General features: G+C 39.6%; 12 protein-coding genes. 4 read left to right on the top strand and 8 right to left on the bottom strand.

Annotated elements, in window-relative coordinates; genetic code table 11:
- Nucleotides 1–4: 4 nt before the first annotated feature.
- The 6 genes from EV194_RS04825 to EV194_RS04800 form a co-directional block, all read right to left on the bottom strand.
- On the bottom strand, nt 5–247 hold the full coding sequence (locus tag EV194_RS04825; protein WP_132432631.1) for a hypothetical protein: 243 nt from the start codon (nt 245–247) through the stop codon (nt 5–7).
- Nucleotides 248–374: 127 nt separating this feature from the next.
- The gene (locus EV194_RS04820; protein WP_243699331.1) at nt 375–1,766 is read right to left on the bottom strand and encodes a TrkH family potassium uptake protein; all 1,392 of its coding nucleotides are present in this window, start codon (nt 1,764–1,766) and stop codon (nt 375–377) included.
- Nucleotides 1,767–2,121: 355 nt separating this feature from the next.
- Nucleotides 2,122–3,489: a methyltransferase RsmF C-terminal domain-like protein gene (locus tag EV194_RS04815; RefSeq protein ID WP_132432628.1), complete on the bottom strand. Its 1,368-nt coding sequence runs from the start codon at nt 3,487–3,489 to the stop codon at nt 2,122–2,124.
- A complete protein-coding gene (locus tag EV194_RS04810) occupies nt 3,489–4,538 on the bottom strand; it encodes a nucleoid-associated protein (RefSeq protein ID WP_132432627.1) in 1,050 nt (349 codons plus the stop codon). The genes EV194_RS04815 and EV194_RS04810 overlap by 1 nt, the downstream gene beginning before the upstream one ends.
- Before the next feature lie 128 nt (nt 4,539–4,666).
- Nucleotides 4,667–4,999 carry a hypothetical protein gene (locus EV194_RS04805; protein ID WP_132432625.1) on the bottom strand — a complete coding sequence of 111 codons (333 nt, stop codon included), beginning with the start codon at nt 4,997–4,999 and terminating at the stop codon, nt 4,667–4,669.
- A 99-nt stretch (nt 5,000–5,098) separates the two neighbouring features.
- Entirely contained in the window at nt 5,099–6,889 is a 1,791-nt protein-coding gene (locus EV194_RS04800; protein WP_243699330.1) for an alpha-amylase family protein, read from the bottom strand.
- Nucleotides 6,890–7,070: 181 nt separating this feature from the next.
- Between EV194_RS04800 and EV194_RS04795 the strand changes: the two genes are divergently transcribed.
- A complete protein-coding gene (locus EV194_RS04795) occupies nt 7,071–10,028 on the top strand; it encodes a TolB family protein (protein ID WP_132432622.1) in 2,958 nt (985 codons plus the stop codon).
- A 6-nt stretch (nt 10,029–10,034) separates the two neighbouring features.
- Here the strand turns inward: EV194_RS04795 and EV194_RS04790 are convergent, their stop codons facing one another.
- Both EV194_RS04790 and EV194_RS04785 read right to left on the bottom strand, forming a co-directional pair.
- Nucleotides 10,035–12,863, bottom strand: coding sequence for a M16 family metallopeptidase (locus EV194_RS04790; RefSeq protein WP_165921800.1), 2,829 nt, complete (start codon nt 12,861–12,863; stop codon nt 10,035–10,037).
- Nucleotides 12,864–13,105: 242 nt separating this feature from the next.
- Nucleotides 13,106–14,368: a metallophosphoesterase gene (locus EV194_RS04785; protein ID WP_132432619.1), complete on the bottom strand. Its 1,263-nt coding sequence runs from the start codon at nt 14,366–14,368 to the stop codon at nt 13,106–13,108.
- Nucleotides 14,369–14,960: 592 nt separating this feature from the next.
- Here EV194_RS04785 and EV194_RS04780 point away from each other — a divergent pair.
- The 3 genes from EV194_RS04780 to EV194_RS04770 all read left to right on the top strand — a co-directional run bounded on the left by EV194_RS04780 (nt 14,961) and on the right by EV194_RS04770 (nt 18,666).
- Complete coding sequence (locus EV194_RS04780; RefSeq protein ID WP_132432618.1) at nt 14,961–15,653, top strand: LytR/AlgR family response regulator transcription factor; 693 nt, start codon at nt 14,961–14,963, stop codon at nt 15,651–15,653.
- A gap of 393 nt (nt 15,654–16,046) precedes the next feature.
- Nucleotides 16,047–16,763 carry a LytR/AlgR family response regulator transcription factor gene (locus EV194_RS04775; protein ID WP_132432616.1) on the top strand — a complete coding sequence of 239 codons (717 nt, stop codon included), beginning with the start codon at nt 16,047–16,049 and terminating at the stop codon, nt 16,761–16,763.
- Between the two features lie 352 nt (nt 16,764–17,115).
- Nucleotides 17,116–18,666 carry a hypothetical protein gene (locus tag EV194_RS04770; protein ID WP_132432614.1) on the top strand — a complete coding sequence of 517 codons (1,551 nt, stop codon included), beginning with the start codon at nt 17,116–17,118 and terminating at the stop codon, nt 18,664–18,666.
- The last annotated feature ends 84 nt before the right edge of the window (nt 18,667–18,750 follow it).

Genomic DNA, 18,750 nt, shown 5'->3' with positions numbered 1-18,750 from the left:
ATAATTACCAATTTTCTGATTCTTTTTCAAGCTGCTCTTGAGTCTTATAATTGCCAGCAAGATAATCTCTTGTTGACCTGTTCGCTCTGTCAACTAATTGTTCAACAGAAAAAGGTTTCTCACTACGGTGAGAGGTCTGTTGTTTTTGGACTTCAACAATAGTTGATTCAATCTTTCTGAATAACTTTTCATCCCGAAGTCCAATTAGATATTCAATAGCTTTGAGTTTTCTTGTTTGTAAGTCCATAGATTCATTTTTTACAAATATAAATTAGAATTCGAAAATTGTCATATGAACTGTTGATTTTCTATTTCTTACCTGACTGGCAACATAAAAATATCCCCAAAAGAAAACCTTCCTCAAGAACTCCCGGTTACCTGTATTTATCCCAAAACATACTTGTAAACAAAATGATAACCGTGGTAAGTTCCAATCGGCCAATAATCATTAAAAAAGAGAGTACAATCTTACCGGCATCATGAATATGATAATAGTTGGAAGCAGGACCAACCGTTCCAATACCAGGCCCTACACCACCAAGATTGGCAGCCACAGCACCTACGGCTGTGAGTGTATCGGTGCCTAAAAATACCATAATAATTGATCCGGAAATAAATGTAAACAGATAAAGCACCAGAAAAGTAATCAAACTGCTCACTTTTTCATCATCAATGACCTCCCCGTTTATTTTCAACAAACTGACACTATTGGGATGCAGCATACGCTTAAAGTGCAATACAACATTACGAAAAGATACCACATGCCGAATGACTTTAATTCCACCGCCGGTACTTCCCACGCAGGCACCAACAAACATCAGAAGAAAAATCAAAGTCCATGCAGGTGTTGGCCATTGAAGATAATCATAGGTGGCAAATCCGGTAGTTGTAATTATTGAAATCACCTGAAAAAGAGCATCTCTGAATGCATGCTCAATAGGTGCATGGTCAGCGTAAAGAATTACCAAAGCAATCATAATGGTAACAGTAAGAATTACTGTTACATAAGTTCGCAATTCAACGTTGGAAAACACTCTTTTAAACCGACCTTTTATAAAGTGATAGTGTAAATAAAAGTTGACTCCGGCTAAAAACATAAAGAAAGTTACAACATATTGCACGTAAGCAGAAAAAGCACCAACACTCTCATTTTTAGTAGAGAAACCTCCTGTTGCCATCGTGCTGAATGCATGATTAAGTGCATCATACAAGTTGATTTCTCCAAACATTAAAACCGCAGTCATTATAAATGTCAAAGCCACATACACCCCCCATAATCTTTTAGCGGTGCTGGCCGTTTTAGGAGTCAGTTTCTCGTAAGAAATACCGGACGCTTCATTTTTAAAAAGGTTATATCCTCCAATTCTCAATAGTGGTAGAATGGCTACTACAAGAACAATGATTCCCATACCTCCAATCCAGTGAGTTAAACTGCGCCAAAATAAAACACTCTTTGGTAAAGATTCAATATCTGTTAAGATAGACGAACCGGTGGTAGTAAAACCCGAAACTGTTTCAAAATAGATGTTTGGCAGACCCACGATGGTGCCTGTAAAAATATAAGGCAACATGCCAAACAAAGATATAACCACCCAGGTAAACGTAACCGTAAAATAGCTGTCGCGAAGCCCCAACTCTTTTCTAAGATTAATTAAGGAGCCAAAATACATGACCGTTCCGGCTGCAAGTGTGATAAGCGAAGATGCAAGAATGCCTCCCACAGTATCTTCACCATACACAAAGGCCCATATAATGGGGGTTAACATAAACAAGCCCAGCAAAATAAGGACTCGTCCAAAAATATTTATTATAAAGCGAATGTTCATCACTATCAATAGAACGTTAGACTTTCAGATATTAGATTTAAGATATAAGCAAGATTTTTATTATCAGACGATTGAACTCTACGTTTGCAAAATTCATAAACACCTGATTATCATACGGACAAAAAAAAGATTAACAACCTTATATCACTTTAAATAAGAAAGAATAAAGCTACAAAACCCTTTTCAGCGGCGCAAATGTATACATTAAAAGTTAGAACAGATGATGAGATTATTAGAATTTAAGAACAATAGACTCGTTATAATTAAAATCGATAGAACAATATTACCTAAACCTTTAGTCCGGCAATGCCATACGAATCCTCAGCGATGATGGATACAGATTATTCATCCGGGTGCCAATGTTCTTTGCAAAACCAAGCGGAGCCCCATTGTAATTCATCAGAACAAAGCCAGTCTCCAATCCTGTCGACGGCACCAGAACCTCACCTTTCAGGTATTTCAATGCATCCTTGAGCGACAAATTACAGGTAACAAAGGATTCGGGTTGCAAATCGACACTCATCGCCAATTCATGTGACGGCTGATAGCGGTTCCTGATAACCTGACCGGCTTCTACTCCATATCTCAATACTGACAAATTCTTCTGATACTGAAAGAGGTCATTTTTAAACTCAGCCGGAAAAGCTCTCCAACCGTTTGCTTCTTCAGAGAAGAAAAAAGCTGGGGCATTTTTAAAGCACTGCGTCAAAGCACCGGGTGCTTTGTTTTTCTCTTTGTTTTTAATCTTTTTTGGAAAGGATATTGTAGAATCTTCATCATTTTTTCTCAATAGAGCGACAAACAAACCCTCCCCTTTCGATTTGTGGGGATAAAATGCCAATGCTTCGCCATTGGCAATCTTTACCGAAGAAATGCACCAATCATTTGGTGCATTTAATGAAATGATATCAGCTCTGTTTCCTTCGCACAGCCACCTGATGTTCTCCTCATTTTCATCCGGATTAAAGGTACAAGTACTATAAACCAGGTAACCACCAGGCTTGAGAGCCGGCCATGCGTCGGCCAATATTCGCCTTTGACGCGATGCACACATCGCGACATTGCCTTGGCTCCACTCTTCAATGGCACGTTCATCTTTTCTGAACATCCCCTCACCGGAACATGGTGCATCTACCACCATCACATCAAAATGTGATGGTAAACGGCTAAAATCCGAAGGGTCGTTTCGGGTTACCACACAGTTTGAATAACCCCATTTCATCAGATTCTCTGCCAACACATTGGCTCTGCTTTTTATGACTTCATTGGCCACCAAAACACCTTTCCCTGCAAGAAAAGAGGCCATCAGTGTGCTTTTACCTCCCGGCGCACCACATAAATCAAGAACATGCGGATGTTCAGGCAAATCTGTAAGGTTTTGCAAAACCCAATCGAGAATCATGCTCGAAGCCTCCTGAGGATAATAACATCCTGCATGAAAAAGAGGGTCGAGAGTGAAAACTGGTTTTTCAGAGAGATAAACCCCATCTTTACACCATGGAACAGGCTCTGCTCCCAATTCGTAAGATGCCTGCATTTTGTTGGGGTTGTAACGTACCGACGTTACAACATCGTTGGAGAGAGCGCCCAGAAAAGCATTGGCATCATCTCCAAATTGCTGGTTGATTCTTTGTATGAACTCTGCAGGAAAACGGGAATGCATCACAACTCCTGTTCAAAAAAGAGTTTATAATAATTCATCCCCTTTTGGGAATCGAATCCTTTTTCTATGTAATCGCGTTTTCCATGCACGTAAACATGGAAATTCTTGTCCAGTTTGAGTACCGATTTAAAGTGTTTCTTCTCACTTTTAACAGCGCTTTTTGATATATCAAAACTGTCGTTTAAGGGAATACCCCTATCCTGTTCGAATTGCTGACGATAATCGGCAAATGCTTCAGAAACTTCGGGAAAGCGAACCACTTCCCTCTCAAAATCCTCCTGTTTAAAATTGGGTTTATTATCGAAAAAGTCCAGTGAACGATTCAGAAAGTCGAACTGCTCAGGGCGGGAAACCTGGTTTTCATTGTTATAAACATCCTTCACAAACCCTTTGCAGGCATCCATGTAGTTTTGTGTAAAATAGTAGCTGTCCTCACGTGGTTGCAACCCCAGAAAATCCTCCTTCCAGAAACGAGCCTCATTTCCTTTGTTGATGTTATCAACCATTACACACTTGAAACCCTGTTCGCGTTCGGTATTAAAAATAATACACCCTTTGTCGAGCTTTCGGATGTTGATTCCCTCCTGGGTTCCCAACTCAAAATTTTGCTCTTTGAGATATACCTTCAGGAACGTTTCCTTATTTTCAGATTTAAATAGTCCTAAGCCATCCACAACCTCCCCATCCACCACGCAATTGCGAAACAGAGCCAGGTAAAACTCGCCACCTCTTATTTTTGGATGATTGCTTTGTTCGTGCAAAAATTCGGCAAATTGAAGAGACGTATTGTAAAACAACGAAGAATCGTCAAAAACCTCACAGGCTAACTGATATACCTTTCCGGCTGCACCTTCCTCTGCTCCAATAAAATTAAAATAAGCTTCGGTTTTAAAGGCGTTAAAAAAATAACTTTTCAGAACGTTGCCAACCAACTCTTCATCCTGAAGTTTAAGCGCATTTTTTGAATATCGAACCGGCTGACCTTCAGCTTTAGCTCCGATGTGGTGAACCACCACATCTTCGATTATCACCTGCGAACTTTCTATCATATTCTTATTGAATTGAATATCATTTAACAATACAACATCTGTTTAAAAGAGCTTTAAAAAACCCTTTTGAACAGATGTTGTACAAAAATATAAAATATCAGGAACTTACTGAGCAAAAATCAGATTAATCAAACACAAGCCATTTTACAATTACGTGCGTACCAGCTAACCGGGTGGTCTGCTCCATTGATTAATTCGGTGAGGATTTTTTTATCGTCCCAATTGTTCTCAAAACTGCAGGTTTGGTCTAAAGCTCTTGATAAAAGAAGGTACTCTTCAACTATTTTCATGGTAAGCTGTCCTTCAAACTCTTTAAGCGTAGAAAGAAATTTCTCACAAATCAGTTGAACCTTTGGTTCTTCCCTCCTTAAAGTTTCCCTGGTGGTAAAAATATAGTCGTCAACCCTCACAAATTCCTGCTCATCCAGGGCAATGTTAAAAGTGAAATTAATTTTCCCCATTTTTTGTGTGTTTAGAAGTTTAGTAAATGATAACTTCTATAATATACAAACAAAACGAGTGAATGTAAATAGTTCCTGGTCAGAATCGAACCAGAATAATCAATCCAATACATACCCCTTTAACTCGTAAATTGAGGCTGTATAGGGCTCCAAACGACCTCCTATCCCTCCATTTAAAGCAACAGCGGCAGGAAATTGAAGTGGACGGTTAAATCCAAGCAAGTCAATCCCATTATAGAACAGTTCTTTCTCCATGCCACAAGTATCCATGGCATCCAAAGGGATTTTCAGTTTATAGGATTGCTGTTTGTCTGAGAAATTGGCCAATATGAGAAAACAATGGCCTCCTTCATATCGCATAAATGCATAAATTTTGTCGTGGCAGAATGATTCATGTCTGTTCACCCACATCAAATCATAGAAGCGACCTTTGTAAAATGCAGGTTTTTGATGGATAATGGTTAGCAGTTTTTGATAAAAACTGCGTAATTCAGCGGCCGCTTTTGGCAAATCCGCACCCGTCCAATCGCCATTTGAACGCCAATTTTGAATTAATTTCAGACTCCAGTAATCAAAAATGGTGGTACGTCCGTCCCGACCACTGAAACCCTCTTCATCCATTCCTCTCTCGCCAAGTTCCTGACCAAAATAGATGAGCAAAGGGTTATTAAACATGGTGGCGGCCACAGTCATTCCGGGAATGGCTTTATGACCTACGGTCATAAAAAAGTCACTGGAAAGTCTCTGCTCATCATGATTTTCCAAAAAATAGAGAAGAAAATGATGCAGCCCGTCAGTTTTTTGCCAACAATCTGTCAACCCGGATGCCGGAACCTTTCCCTCCATGACATCACGCAAAGCATCGTAAAGCACCACTTTATCGTACAGAAAATCAAATCCTCCTTTAAAAATATAATCCTGATACCTGTCAGCCTCATAAATTTCGGCGATGAAAAGCATCTCCGGAAACTTAGAGCGTACCTCACCAATCATCCAGCGCCAAAACTCAACGGGAACCATCCCGGCCATGTCACACCTGAATCCATCCACCCCTTTTTGAGACCAATAAAGTACGATGTCGAGCATTTTTTTCCAGGTGTCCGGTTCGGGCTCAAAATCAACCTGAGTATCTCCCGGATAATCCACTCCGTAATTCAGTTTCACCGTTTCGTACCAGTCGTTTACCGATGGAGTCGGCGAAAAGCAATCATTTCCGGTAGCTCTGGCAGGTGTTTCTTTCCATGGTTTTTCGTTGGAAATCTGCAAAGGAGGTTTGAATGTGGTACCGGGTAAATAGTAGTAGTTGTTGTCTTTTGCGAAAGAGACCTTTTTATTATCTTTTTTCCCAAAAGGCTCAATGCCTTTTGGTGCTGCATCGGAGTTGTAATTTCTTGCTACGTGATTGGGCACTAAATCAATAATCACCTTTAAACCTGCAGCATGTGTTCTTGTAATGAGGTTTTCAAATTCAGCCATTCGGTTGTTTACATCAACGGCTAAATCAGGAGCTACATCGTAATAATCCTTTATGGCGTAAGGAGACCCGGCCTGTCCCTTAACCACATCGGGGGAATCAGCTGCAATACCATATTTGGAGAAATCACTGCATGTGGCATGCTCAATCACTCCGGTGTACCATACATGCGTGGCACCCAATCCGGCAATAGAAATCAACGCTTCCTTGCTGATATCATTAAATTTTCCGCATCCATTTTGGTCAATGTTTCCATTGGGAACATTGACACTCTTTGTGTTACCAAACAAACGTGGCAACAACTGGTATATTACAAACCTGTGTTTATCCATCCTGAATTTCTTCCCTTCAAAACCACTAAAAAAAACATCGAGGTAAAAATATGATATTTTTGAGATTAATTTTCCATTGTTCAACAAAACAGATTAATCAAACTAATATATATGGCTTAAACAATCGGCGAAACCCGATTGTTTTCAGTATAGAAAAATGGACAATTTTAGATGTGATGATTAACATCCAACTTCATCCACACCCAAAATTTAATCATCTATTGTTATATTTGACACAATATAAACTGAATAAGAAACCACTCCAATGAGATATACTGCCATTTTTGTCCTTCTGGTATTAAGTTTTTCGGTATTGTCGCAGTATTACTCATCAGGTTCAGACCCTGCAAGACTCAGATGGAACCAGATAAAAACACCGGCGATTCGCATTGTTTTTGAGGAGAGCTTAGAAAAAGAAGCGTTACGGCTGGCGGCTTTCATCGACAGCATGGCTCCGCATATTTCAGGAACGTTGAAACATCAACCCCGAAGGGTTGATGTGCTCATTCACAATCATACAGTATATTCAAATGGTTTTGTTTCGTGGGCTCCCCGGCGAACTGAATTCTTTTCAACTCCCCATCAAAACATCGGCTCAACTGATTGGCTTGAACATTTAGCCATTCACGAATACAGGCATGTTGTGCAGATTGACAAACTCAACCAGGGTTTCACTCGAATTTTAAGCTATTTTACCGGTCAACAGGCTGTGGGCGGAGTGTTGGGAATGTATTTACCCATGTGGTTTTTGGAGGGTGATGCCATCATTGCTGAAACAGCCCTTACAAACAGTGGGCGTGGCCGTTCTTTCGAGTTTAACCGTGAGCTGAAAGCGCAGCTGGTTGAAAAAGGAAAATTCAGCTACGATAAGGCATATATGGGTTCATTCAGAGACCATGTGCCTGATTATTACAAAATGGGTTACCCGCTCACTGCTATGGCAAGGCAGACTTATGGCGCCGAGCTCTGGGAAAAAACCATTAGAAACAGCGGTAGAAACAGCTGGATGCTGACCCCCTTTAATCGTGCCATACGCCAACATACCGGTTTGAATCAAAAACGGCTTTACAACAACATGTTTGAGCAATTAACCCGTGAATGGGAAAATGAAATAGCTGCACAAAATTTTACGCGGTATGACTCTGTGTCTGCTTTGCACACCGATTATCTTCGCTACACACATCCGCAATTCATCTCTGACTCAATGGTGGTTGCAGAGCTGCGCGGGCCGGCGTTGCGTTCGCAAATAGTTTCAGTGAATCTGCATACCGGACAAACTGAAACTCTTGTTTACACGGGAATACGTGAAGCTGAACCCATATCGGCCAACAGCAACCTTGTGGCATGGAGTGAACTGGTGTACCATCCGCGATGGGAAAATGAATCATGGTCGGTCATCAGAACCCATCATCTGGAAACGGGAAAAACCTCAACCATTACTCAAAAAACCAATTTCTTTGCACCTGCCTTGCATCCCTTAGAAGATAGAATAGCCGTTGTTGAATCAACACCCGATTACAGGTTTTTCATCACCTTGATTGATGGTAAAACAGGTGAGAAATTAAAAGAAATTTCAACTCCGGAAAACTACTTTCCGCTCACACCATCATGGAATCTGAATGGAGAAAACATTGTTTGCGTATTGCTTTCCCCGGGGGGGAAAGCAATTTATACACTAAACCCTGAATCAGAAACGTGGCGACAGATTACCTCACCGGGGTTTGATGAAATCAGACATCCGGCACAAAGCGGAGACACCATCTGGTACAATGCCAAAGGTGCAATCAGTGATGAAATATTCTCCATCAACATCCAAACAGGCCAAAAAAAACAGTTGACTTCATCCAGATTTGGGGCGATGTTCCCTGCCGTTTCAAAAAGCAATCAAATAGTTTACAGCCAATATAACAGTCGCGGGTTTTCTTTGGCGCTATACAATGACAACCCATCGAAAAAAGCGACAACAGAGACCAATTCATTCATCGACAACCTCATTGACAGCATCATAGTACAGAAAGATACCACACCGACGCCTGTCCCAAACACCGAATATGAAGTTGAAAAATACAGCAAATGGAACCTGTTTAACGTCCACAGCTGGGCTCCGGTTTATGCAGATTTCGACCGCAGTGAGGTTCATACCGGCGTTTCTGTAATGTCACAAAATCTACTTGGTACAGCAATCTTTTCGGCAGGATATAATGCCGATCCGTCTCAATCGCACGAAAAATATCACCTTCAAATGATTTATCGTGCCTGGTTTCCAGTGCTGAAACTGGGAATCAGAGCAGGTGAATCTCAATTTGAACGCAGTGGATTTTATCAATTAGATGATGAAATATATTTTATTGATACCGACCAGCAAATAAACCATACCAGAATTGAGTTAGGAATGCAGGTGCCGCTGAACCTTAGCAGAGGAAATTACAGCAGGTTTTTATCGCCTGAAGTCACCCTCTCATGGCAAAAACAGACCGGCATCAGCTTCCCTATGACGCAATATATTTTGCAAGCCAATCAGCTTATTCCGACAGGAGTTACCAAACAAGAGACACGTCGCGGTTATGATTTTTACAGCATGGAGTACAGTCTCTATTTTCAAAACATCAGACGCGGTGCATCCCGTGATGTTGCACCTCGCATGGGTCAGGTAATTCAAGGAGTTTACAGGCATTCAATCCATGGTGACCTGGACAGAGGAAATATTTTTGGCCTGTTCTCCAGGCTGTATTTCCCGGGCATAATGCAACACCACGCTATTGCCATCGACAACAACTATCAGATAAAAAATAACGGAGAAGAATCCGGAAATGGTGACGATTTCGTCCGTTATTTCAGATACAACGATGTGCTGGGTTATCCGCGAGGCTACTCATCCATTTACAACGATGAAATGTATGTTATGCGAAACACCTACATGCTGCCACTCTGGAATCCTGATGTTTCAATGGGGGCGTTTGCATACATTAAACGGCTGAGATTAAACCTGTTTTACGATGCAGCCATTGTCAACTATTCATTGACCGATGCCCAAACCGGTGAAATCACGAAAAACCAACGCAACTTCTCTTCCTATGGAACCGAATTACACGCCGACACTCATTTTTTCCGCTTTGTTCTTCCTTTTAGTTTAGGATACCGGTTTGGAATAAGAAGTTTCGACAATGAACCTTTCCATGAATTTATTCTGAGAACGGGCTTTAATAGTTTTTTGGTGAACTGATTAGAATTAATTAGCAGATACTATTTCTGCCTGTGGCAGAAATAGTATATCCATCAAATCAGCTTCATTAAAAAACTCTATAACAAACTGATGTATATCATCCAAAGTCATGTTACGGGCAATCTCTTCAAAGTTCTCTTCATCCGCATGATTAACCCCTTCTCTATAGAAGTTATAAATCGAATTAAGCCAAAACGAATTGTGCCGGCGTGCCTGCTCTCTGTCCTTCAAAATGTTCTCAATGGTTTTTTGGAAGTCATCCTGCGTGGGACCCTCTGCAATGATTTTCTCAATCTCTCTGTAAAGAATTGGTTTCAGATGGTCAACTCTTTCAGGGTCTGTTTCGAACCTCATCTGTATCCCTCCCGTTTGAACCGGTTTACGGTTCATCGACCAGCCAACAGAAACTCCGTAAGTGCCTCCCTCGTCTTCACGAATGGTCTCAATGTATCTCAAATTAAGGATTCCTCTCAACACGCGCAGATACATCAAATTTTCAGGACTGTAGTCCATTTCCCGTGAATAGAACACATTTACATTGGCTTTGGGTATTTCCAATGGTATTTCAATTTGCTTTTTCTGTTGGCCTTGAGGAAACCTTATGCCATGGTCAACCCATGTCTCTTCACGGCCGGTGCTGGTTAAGGAACCCAGATATTGCTTCGACATTAACCTGACAACATCTTCATCCATATTACCAACGATAAAGAAAACAAAATCAGAAGCATCTTGAATCCTATCCTGATAAATCGCTCTAATCTGCTCAAAACAGACCTCATTAATCAATGAAACATCTAAGTTTCTCACTCTGGGATGAAAATCTGACAATAATAATGTGATAGAATCACTCATTATTTTGCGAGGCTCATTCTGCATATTGGATACAAACGAAACATAGCGCGACATCAATGCATTATGTGCTTCCTCATCGAATCTTGGCTGCTCAAAATAGAGATAAACCAGTTGCATCATGGTTTCAAAATCGCGTGGCGCGGCATTGCCACTTATGGTTTCCGAAAAATCATAAACCATGGGGCGCACCGAAACCCGTTTCCCGGATAGCATCTGTTGCAATGAAACGGCATCAAAATCACCTACACCATAACTGGTTATCAGCTCGTTAAAAAGCGTAATTGATGGCACAAAATCATTTCCCTTAACAGAAGAGCCACCCGGGCTATAGGCGGACAACAACACATTATCCTTTTCATAATCAGCATGTCGGTACACCACACGAACACCATTTGAAAGCGTCCATTCCACGGCATCAAAATCTTCAAGAATTACAGTTTTCTCAATTGAGGATCCGGGCAAGCCCTCTTCAATAAGGCTCTCAGCGAGCAAGCGATCCTCATATGGTGCAATTTCGGCAAGTTTAACACCATCCATTATAGATAGGGCGCTTGCCTCTGTTATGTGTTCTATATTATCAGGACCAGTCACAACAATGGTTCGGTTATCTTCGCGTATCCACTCCCGCGCTATTGCAGAAACTTCTTCAACAGTGATTCCGGGAATTACCTGATTGGCAAATTCATACTCAAACTCAATGCCTGGAACTACAGCATTAATCAGGTAATGATTCTGCAATTGTCGTGCAAATACATCATTTCGAATCTTCCCCCTGTCATTATACCTACTCTCCAGGTTTGTGAGAATATTGGATTTGGCTCTTGCCAACTCATTTTCGGTAAACCCATGCCTTAAAACACGCTCTGTTTCAATCATTATGGCTTCAAGAGCCTTTTCTGCTTCTCCGGGATTCGCAGTAACCCCAATAGCATAAGAATCGTAACCCCTCATAAAACCACCAGCCTGTGTGTAACCATTTATAAAAGGAGGTGTTCCCTGTTGCAATAGTTCCTGAATTCGAGCACTTGTCATTGAGTTATACAGAGAGCGTATGTATCCGGACCTCAAATTTTCAAGAGTTTTATTTTGCAAATCCAAGTTTCTTCTCGGGATATAAATGGTGATGCTCGTTTGAGTGGCTTCTCTATCGGTGGCCACAACAAATGCGGTGCCTTCCCGCTCTGGGATTTCAAAAAACGGTCGTTCCATGGCATTTTCTACTGCTGGAATTTTTGAAAAAAGTTCAATAACTTTTTCCTCCATTTCATCCACATCAAATTGACCAACCATAATAATGGCCTGCAAGTCGGTTCGATACCAATCATGATAAAACTGTCTGAGTACTTCAGGGTCATGATATTTAATTACCGTTGTGTCGCCAATAACATCACGAACTGCATACATCGACCCTTCAAATAAAACCGGGAACCATTGATCTCTCATCCTGACATTGGAGTTCCTTCTGGTTCGCCACTCTTCAAGAATCACGCCTCGCTCCAGTTCAATTTCTTCGTCGGTAAGCAATAGTCCGTTGCTCCAATCATAAAGAATCAACAGACAGGTATCAAGAATACCGGGACGATTAACCGGCACATCACTGATGTTATATACAGTTTCATTAAAAGAGGTAAATGCATTGATGTTACGACCAAAAGCCACTCCATGACGTTCGAGCGTATTGAGAATTCCCTTCCCTTCAAAATTTTCTGTGCCATTAAAAGCCATGTGCTCCAGAAAATGAGCCAACCCATTTTGATGATCCTCTTCCAAAAGTGCTCCCACATTTTGAACAATATAGAAACTGGCTCTATCTTGTGGCTCTTCGTTATAGCGAATGTAATATGTGAGACCGTTCTGCAATGTGCCTGTTCGCACCATTGGGTCTAACGGAACGGGTATTTCTGCAAGATTTTGAGCAGTAAGTGAAGAAAAGGCAAAGAAACAGCCTAAAACAGTTAGTAAATTCTTAGAAATGAGTTTCATTTTGAAAAGGATTAGAGATAAAACAAAAAACACCATTAAAATGGTGTTTTATTAATTAATGCCGTTATCAAAATAAGCACTTTTTATTAAAAATTGCAAGCTCCCTGAATTTTTAAAACAAATGGTAGAAGATAAAACTTAAGACAGAGTGATTGCAGCATAACAGAAACCCTGATTGCCAAAATCTAATCATTCAACCAGATAACCAATATGGATAAAATGGAATTCAGCATGAAACACCACTACATGGGTTCAGTGCCCGATGCACCCCGACTCAATTCAATAATAGTAATTTCTGGCGGCATACCTACGCGAGCCGGCAATCCGTGATATCCCAAACCGCGATTTACATACAAGAACTTATCGTCCTCCTGATAAAGTCCGGCCCATCTTTTTTGAACATACTGTGCAGGACTCCAGCGGAAATCTCCCCGTTCTATCCCAAATTGCATTCCATGGGTATGGCCAGATAAAGTTAAATCAAACCGGCCATGTTTCAGAACTTTCTGATCCCAATGGTCAGGATCGTGAGACATCAGCACACTAAAAGATTGTCCTTTAATATCTTGTGATGTTTTATCCAAATCTCCATTTCTGGGATATGAGGCAGTCCCCCAATTTTCCACACCGCCTAATCCGATTGAATCACCGTTGCGTGTAAGAATGACCGACTCATTTTTGAGTACCTTAAACCCCATCCGTTCCTGACCTGCAATGATGCCATCAAAGTTTGCTGCCTTCTCAGCTTTCGATTGCCATCGGCTGTAATTGCCATAATCATGATTTCCCAACACTGAGAATTTCCCCATAGGAGCTTTCAGTTTTGAGAAGATGCTTTCCCAACCATCCATTTCTCCGGCAAAATTGTTCACCATATCTCCGGTAAACAGAATCAAATCGGGATGCTCTGCGTTAATCAACTTTACAGCTTCGCGAAGAGGCTCCCGGTTGTTACCAAAACTGCCCAAATGCAGATCGGAAATATGAGCAATTCTCACCCCATCGAAACCCTCCGGCAGGTTTGGAAATGAGAGTCTGACATGGCGGGTGTAAAATGCAAATCGCCCTCTGAAAGCACCAAACATCAATGACACAAACGGCGCTGTTGCCATGATGATGCCAACCTGACTTAAAAACTTACGACGGGTAATTCGGGGATAATGGCGTTTATTAGCTTTTTCTTCGCTTGATCTTTTAAAAATCAACAATCCTCCCCCATGAAAAGCAGAGTAAATAAGTTTAAAAGAGTATATACTTAGAAAAGTAAACAGAATCCATCCAAAATTGCGATAAATAAGTGAGTTGTCAACATGAGGCAGGCGGTAACCAATGTAAATAAAACCTGCAATTGAAAACAGCGGTAGAACCGCAAATAGTAAAATGGCCAAAGTACGGCCGGGAATATGCCTGTTTAAACCTCCTTTTTTCCATCGCCAGAATAAAAAAACATCAATGGCTAAAACTAAAAAAATCATCAGGTAAATCAGGCCACTTTGATAATGCATCTCTTTCCCTTCTTAATTCTGCATAATATTATGAGATAATATCATACTTAAAATATAACGTTGCAAAATTACAACATCATCCATTTCTACAAGAAAATAACGGTTAAGGTTATATAATTGTTGTGAAAAAAGCATTATAGTATTTTCGTGCTTACTCGCCTTATATTCAGTTGTCAAATAAAACGGGCAATTCATCACTTAAAAATCACACTTAATCAAATCAAAAAAATATCTAGTTGACAACAGAACAATTTAGTTCGAAATTTAAATTTAAAACCAGACTATTTCTTTTGAAGCATTTGATGAGATACTATTCAAATGATTCTCTAAATTTTTCCCGATTTAAATCGGGAAACAGGAATTCTATGTATTAAAAAACAGATCGTCGGTCCCGAATATCTCGGGATCAGATATTAGATAAGAGGAAACACTTTTTTAAGAAAGTTTTTCAGTTTAAGCAAATTATTATACACCTAATATATCTAGTTAATAGGAAATATTAACAAACTATTAAAAATCAACATCACCACCACTATTAAACCTAATAGAATTTTGATAAAGAGATTATTCACTGTTATCAAACCAAAAGCGTATGTTACTGAAATGTGTTGCCATTGATGATGATCCCCTTTGTTTATCAATTTTAAAGAAGTATTGCCAAAAAGTTCCAAGTTTGCGGCTAAGAGGAGCTTATGAAAACCCTACAGATGCATTGCCTCACCTGGACAGAATAAATCCGGACATTGTTTTTCTGGACATCAATATGCCTGAGATATCAGGCATTAGAATTGCTGAAATTTACAATCATAAGACCACCATTATTTTTACCACTTCCCATAAAGATTTTGCTCTTGAAGGTTTTGAACTGAATGCAGCCGACTATCTTTTAAAGCCTCTTAATTTTGAAAGGTTTTTTCAGGCGGTATGTAAGGCAAAGGATCGTATTGAATTCAAGGCTTTGAAAAAGCTATCCTTTGAAGACAACAATCATGTGATAATTAAATCGGGGTACAAAAACATAAAACTAAAGCTTTCACAAATACAATATATTGAAGCCCTTGATAATTATGTAAAAATTCACACCGCAAAACGAAATTACCTGACGCTTCAAAATCTTAAACACTTCAGCAAAAGATTAAATGGAGATTTTGTAAGGGTACATAAATCATACATCGTAGCGGTTTCAAAAATTGAGTACTTTTCACGTGATCAACTCCGCATTAATGGACGGGAAATTCCAATAGGCCGATCATATGCTCAAAATTTTCATGAAAAAGTAAAGTAACACCATATAAATGCGAACGACACTATGGAATGAGGACTTTTTTAGTCCTCATTCATGCTTTCTTCACCCCTCTTCTTTGAAATATCTCGTACTTGTTCTGCCAATAATCAAAACTGAGAAAATCAACCATGTACTTTAAATCCAGACATTCTCAATCTGGAAAAACCGAAACCATCCTATCTAAAAAGTACGCCAAATCATCTATCCCATCGAACCATTTCAGAAAATGTTATTCACCTTCAATTTCCGGTAGTTAACAACTATTTCTCCAACGCTGGTCAAATTTCGCCATAACTTATGATTGATTTTAAAATCGTCATAAATCAACCCGTTGACGAAAAACAATCTACAGACCAATTATTACAGGCCAAAACTCAATAAAGCTAAAGAGAAATGAATTTGATTTGCATCGCCATAGACGACGATAACCTTTCATTATCTATTCTGGAAAAATTCTGCAAAAAAATCTCCTTTATTGAACTCACAGAAGCATTTAACAATCCATGGGATGCGCTGGTACATTTAAAAAACAATAAACCGGATATTATTTTTCTTGATATTGGAATGCCGGAGATTTCCGGATTGGCAATTGCAAGGGAGTTTTCCAATGAAAGCATGATCATTTTCACTACTTCATATAAACATTATGCTTTTGATGGATTCGAACTCAACATCACAGACTATCTCTTAAAACCGTACGGTTTTAAGAGATTTCAACAAGCAGTTTGCAAAGCCAGGGAAATCATTGAATATAAAAAGCTAAAACAACAAATAATCAATGGCAGTCAGGAGTACATTGTTGTGAAATCTGAGTACAAAAACATAAAAATAGAAACTTCAGAAATACTCTTTATTGAAGCATTAGATAATTATGCCAAAATACACACCAAAGAGAGAAGCCACATCACGCATCAAAATCTTAAGTACCTAGGGAAAAAACTCGACAGTCATGAATTCATAAGGGTTCATAAATCATTTATCGTGGCGGTTTCAAAAATCGATTTTTTTTCCAGGGAAAGCATACACATTAACTCAACCAACATTCCCATTGGAAGAACCTACCTGAATAAATTTAAAGAACACATAAAACAAAGAGATATAATGGTTTAAGATGTGTATAATAAATTGAGGATAACCGGAATTTTTCACTAAATATCAACTTCCACATTGCTCAACATCTTCCAAAAAAAATAAAAAATGCAATTCACAAACAGATTTCGGTTGTTAACAAATTAAAGATGCAATCGCTGTAAAGTCGCTCTAAATTTCATGTAAATAAATTCATAATTGTTCACCAAAACAATATAATTATGGAAAGACAAAAACAATTCAACAGAAAACTCGAACCTGGCTAGAAAAACCCAAAAGCAAAGCCTTAAACCAATCAAAACCTACGAAAAACAATTTTATTTCATTCGTTGCCCAGAGGCAACTCATCTACTAAACTTTAAACTCAAGTATCATGAAAAAGTTATTTTTATTTACAGCAGCAACATTCCTATGCTCAGGATTGCTATTTGCTCAATATAACAATGAAGCAACTCATACCCAAGAGGGAACATCAAATGAAGCGACAACTGCTCAGAACGGTTCGCACAATAACGCTGAGGTTGTTCAAACCGGAAAACTCAATGTAGCAGATCAAAAGCAAACCAACGAAAGTGGACCAGCCGTAAACACTGCTACCATTACACAATATGGGGTTCAGAATGTGATAGCCACGCAAGAGCAGATTGGACAAGGAAACAGTGCGGTTATTGATCAACTGGGATGGAGAAACAGTGCGACACAATATCAGAGAGGAGATGGTAATGAGGCTTCAATTATTCAAAAGGGAGCAAATGAGGATACTGAAGGGGACGCAACCATCCTTAACAGAGCTACTCAGACTCAAAAAGGTGATGAGAATGAAGCATTCATAAATCAAGATATCCATGGTAAAAACACTGCTGTTCAATACCAGGAAGGAGATAAAAATATAGCTGTCATTAATCAGCAATCAAGTCCTAGTTTTTGGTATGTTAATGATGCTAAACAAACTCAGCATGGTGAGGAAAACGATGCTTTGATTACTCAGACTGGGGACTACAATAAAGCAGAACAATATCAGGATGGAAAAGACAATGAAGCGATAATATTTCAATCAGGAGATGTTAACGTAGCAACACAAACTCAATATGCAGAAGGTAATCTTGCTGATATTGATCAAAGTGGAAGCTTAAACTCTGCTTTACAGGAGCAAAACGTAGTTGATCGATTATATGGAGGTAACGAAGCTTCTATTGATCAAAGTGGTTCTAAAAACGTAGCCGAACAATATCAGGAGCGACTAGGTAATAATGCAACAATTGATCAAATAGGGAACAGAAATACAGCTATCCAAAAGCAAGACCTAAGAGATGCTGAGAATTATGAAAACAGCTTCAATACTGCATTTATTATGCAGGCAGGACATAATAATTCAGCTCTTCAGGTTCAGGATGGCTCCGGAAACCTTGCCACCATAAACCAAAATGATGGAGCTACTGGTAACGAAGCAATACAAAACCAGCAAATGAGAAGCACATACAGTGTTGCATTAATTAATCAAAGCGGAGCTGATGATTATGCATTACAAACTCAGATTGGCGCAAAAAACAATGCCACAATTAATCAATTGGCATCATCATCCAATAACGAAGCTATTCAAACACAAACTTCAGGATTAGGTTTTATCGTTGGACAGTACAGAAATGTAGCAACCATTACCCAAGAGGGTGGTGCTGGAAACCTTGCTGAACAAACACAAAACCATTCCGGTGCATGGGGTATGGGTAATGAAGCTACAATTCTTCAGAATGGAGATTGCAACAAAGCATTCCAAACTCAAGATGGAGCAGGCAATACGGCACTAATTGAACAATTTGGTACAGCTAACATAGCTAAACAAACACAAACCGGCGTTGCTAACTTTGCATCTTCCACTCAAAATGGATTTGGAAACAGTTCAACAATCGTACAAACTCAATTTTAAGAGAAATGTTAATTTTCTGTTATAATGGGCGTTAATTAAGAGAGATTCCCGCAAGCAAAATTGCTTGCGGGAATTCATTCAACA

Source organism: Natronoflexus pectinivorans (assembly GCF_004345615.1).
In the GTDB taxonomy this organism is placed as follows: Bacteria; Bacteroidota; Bacteroidia; order Bacteroidales; family Marinilabiliaceae; genus Natronoflexus; species Natronoflexus pectinivorans.
This window is presented reverse-complemented; position numbering and strand designations above follow the sequence as displayed.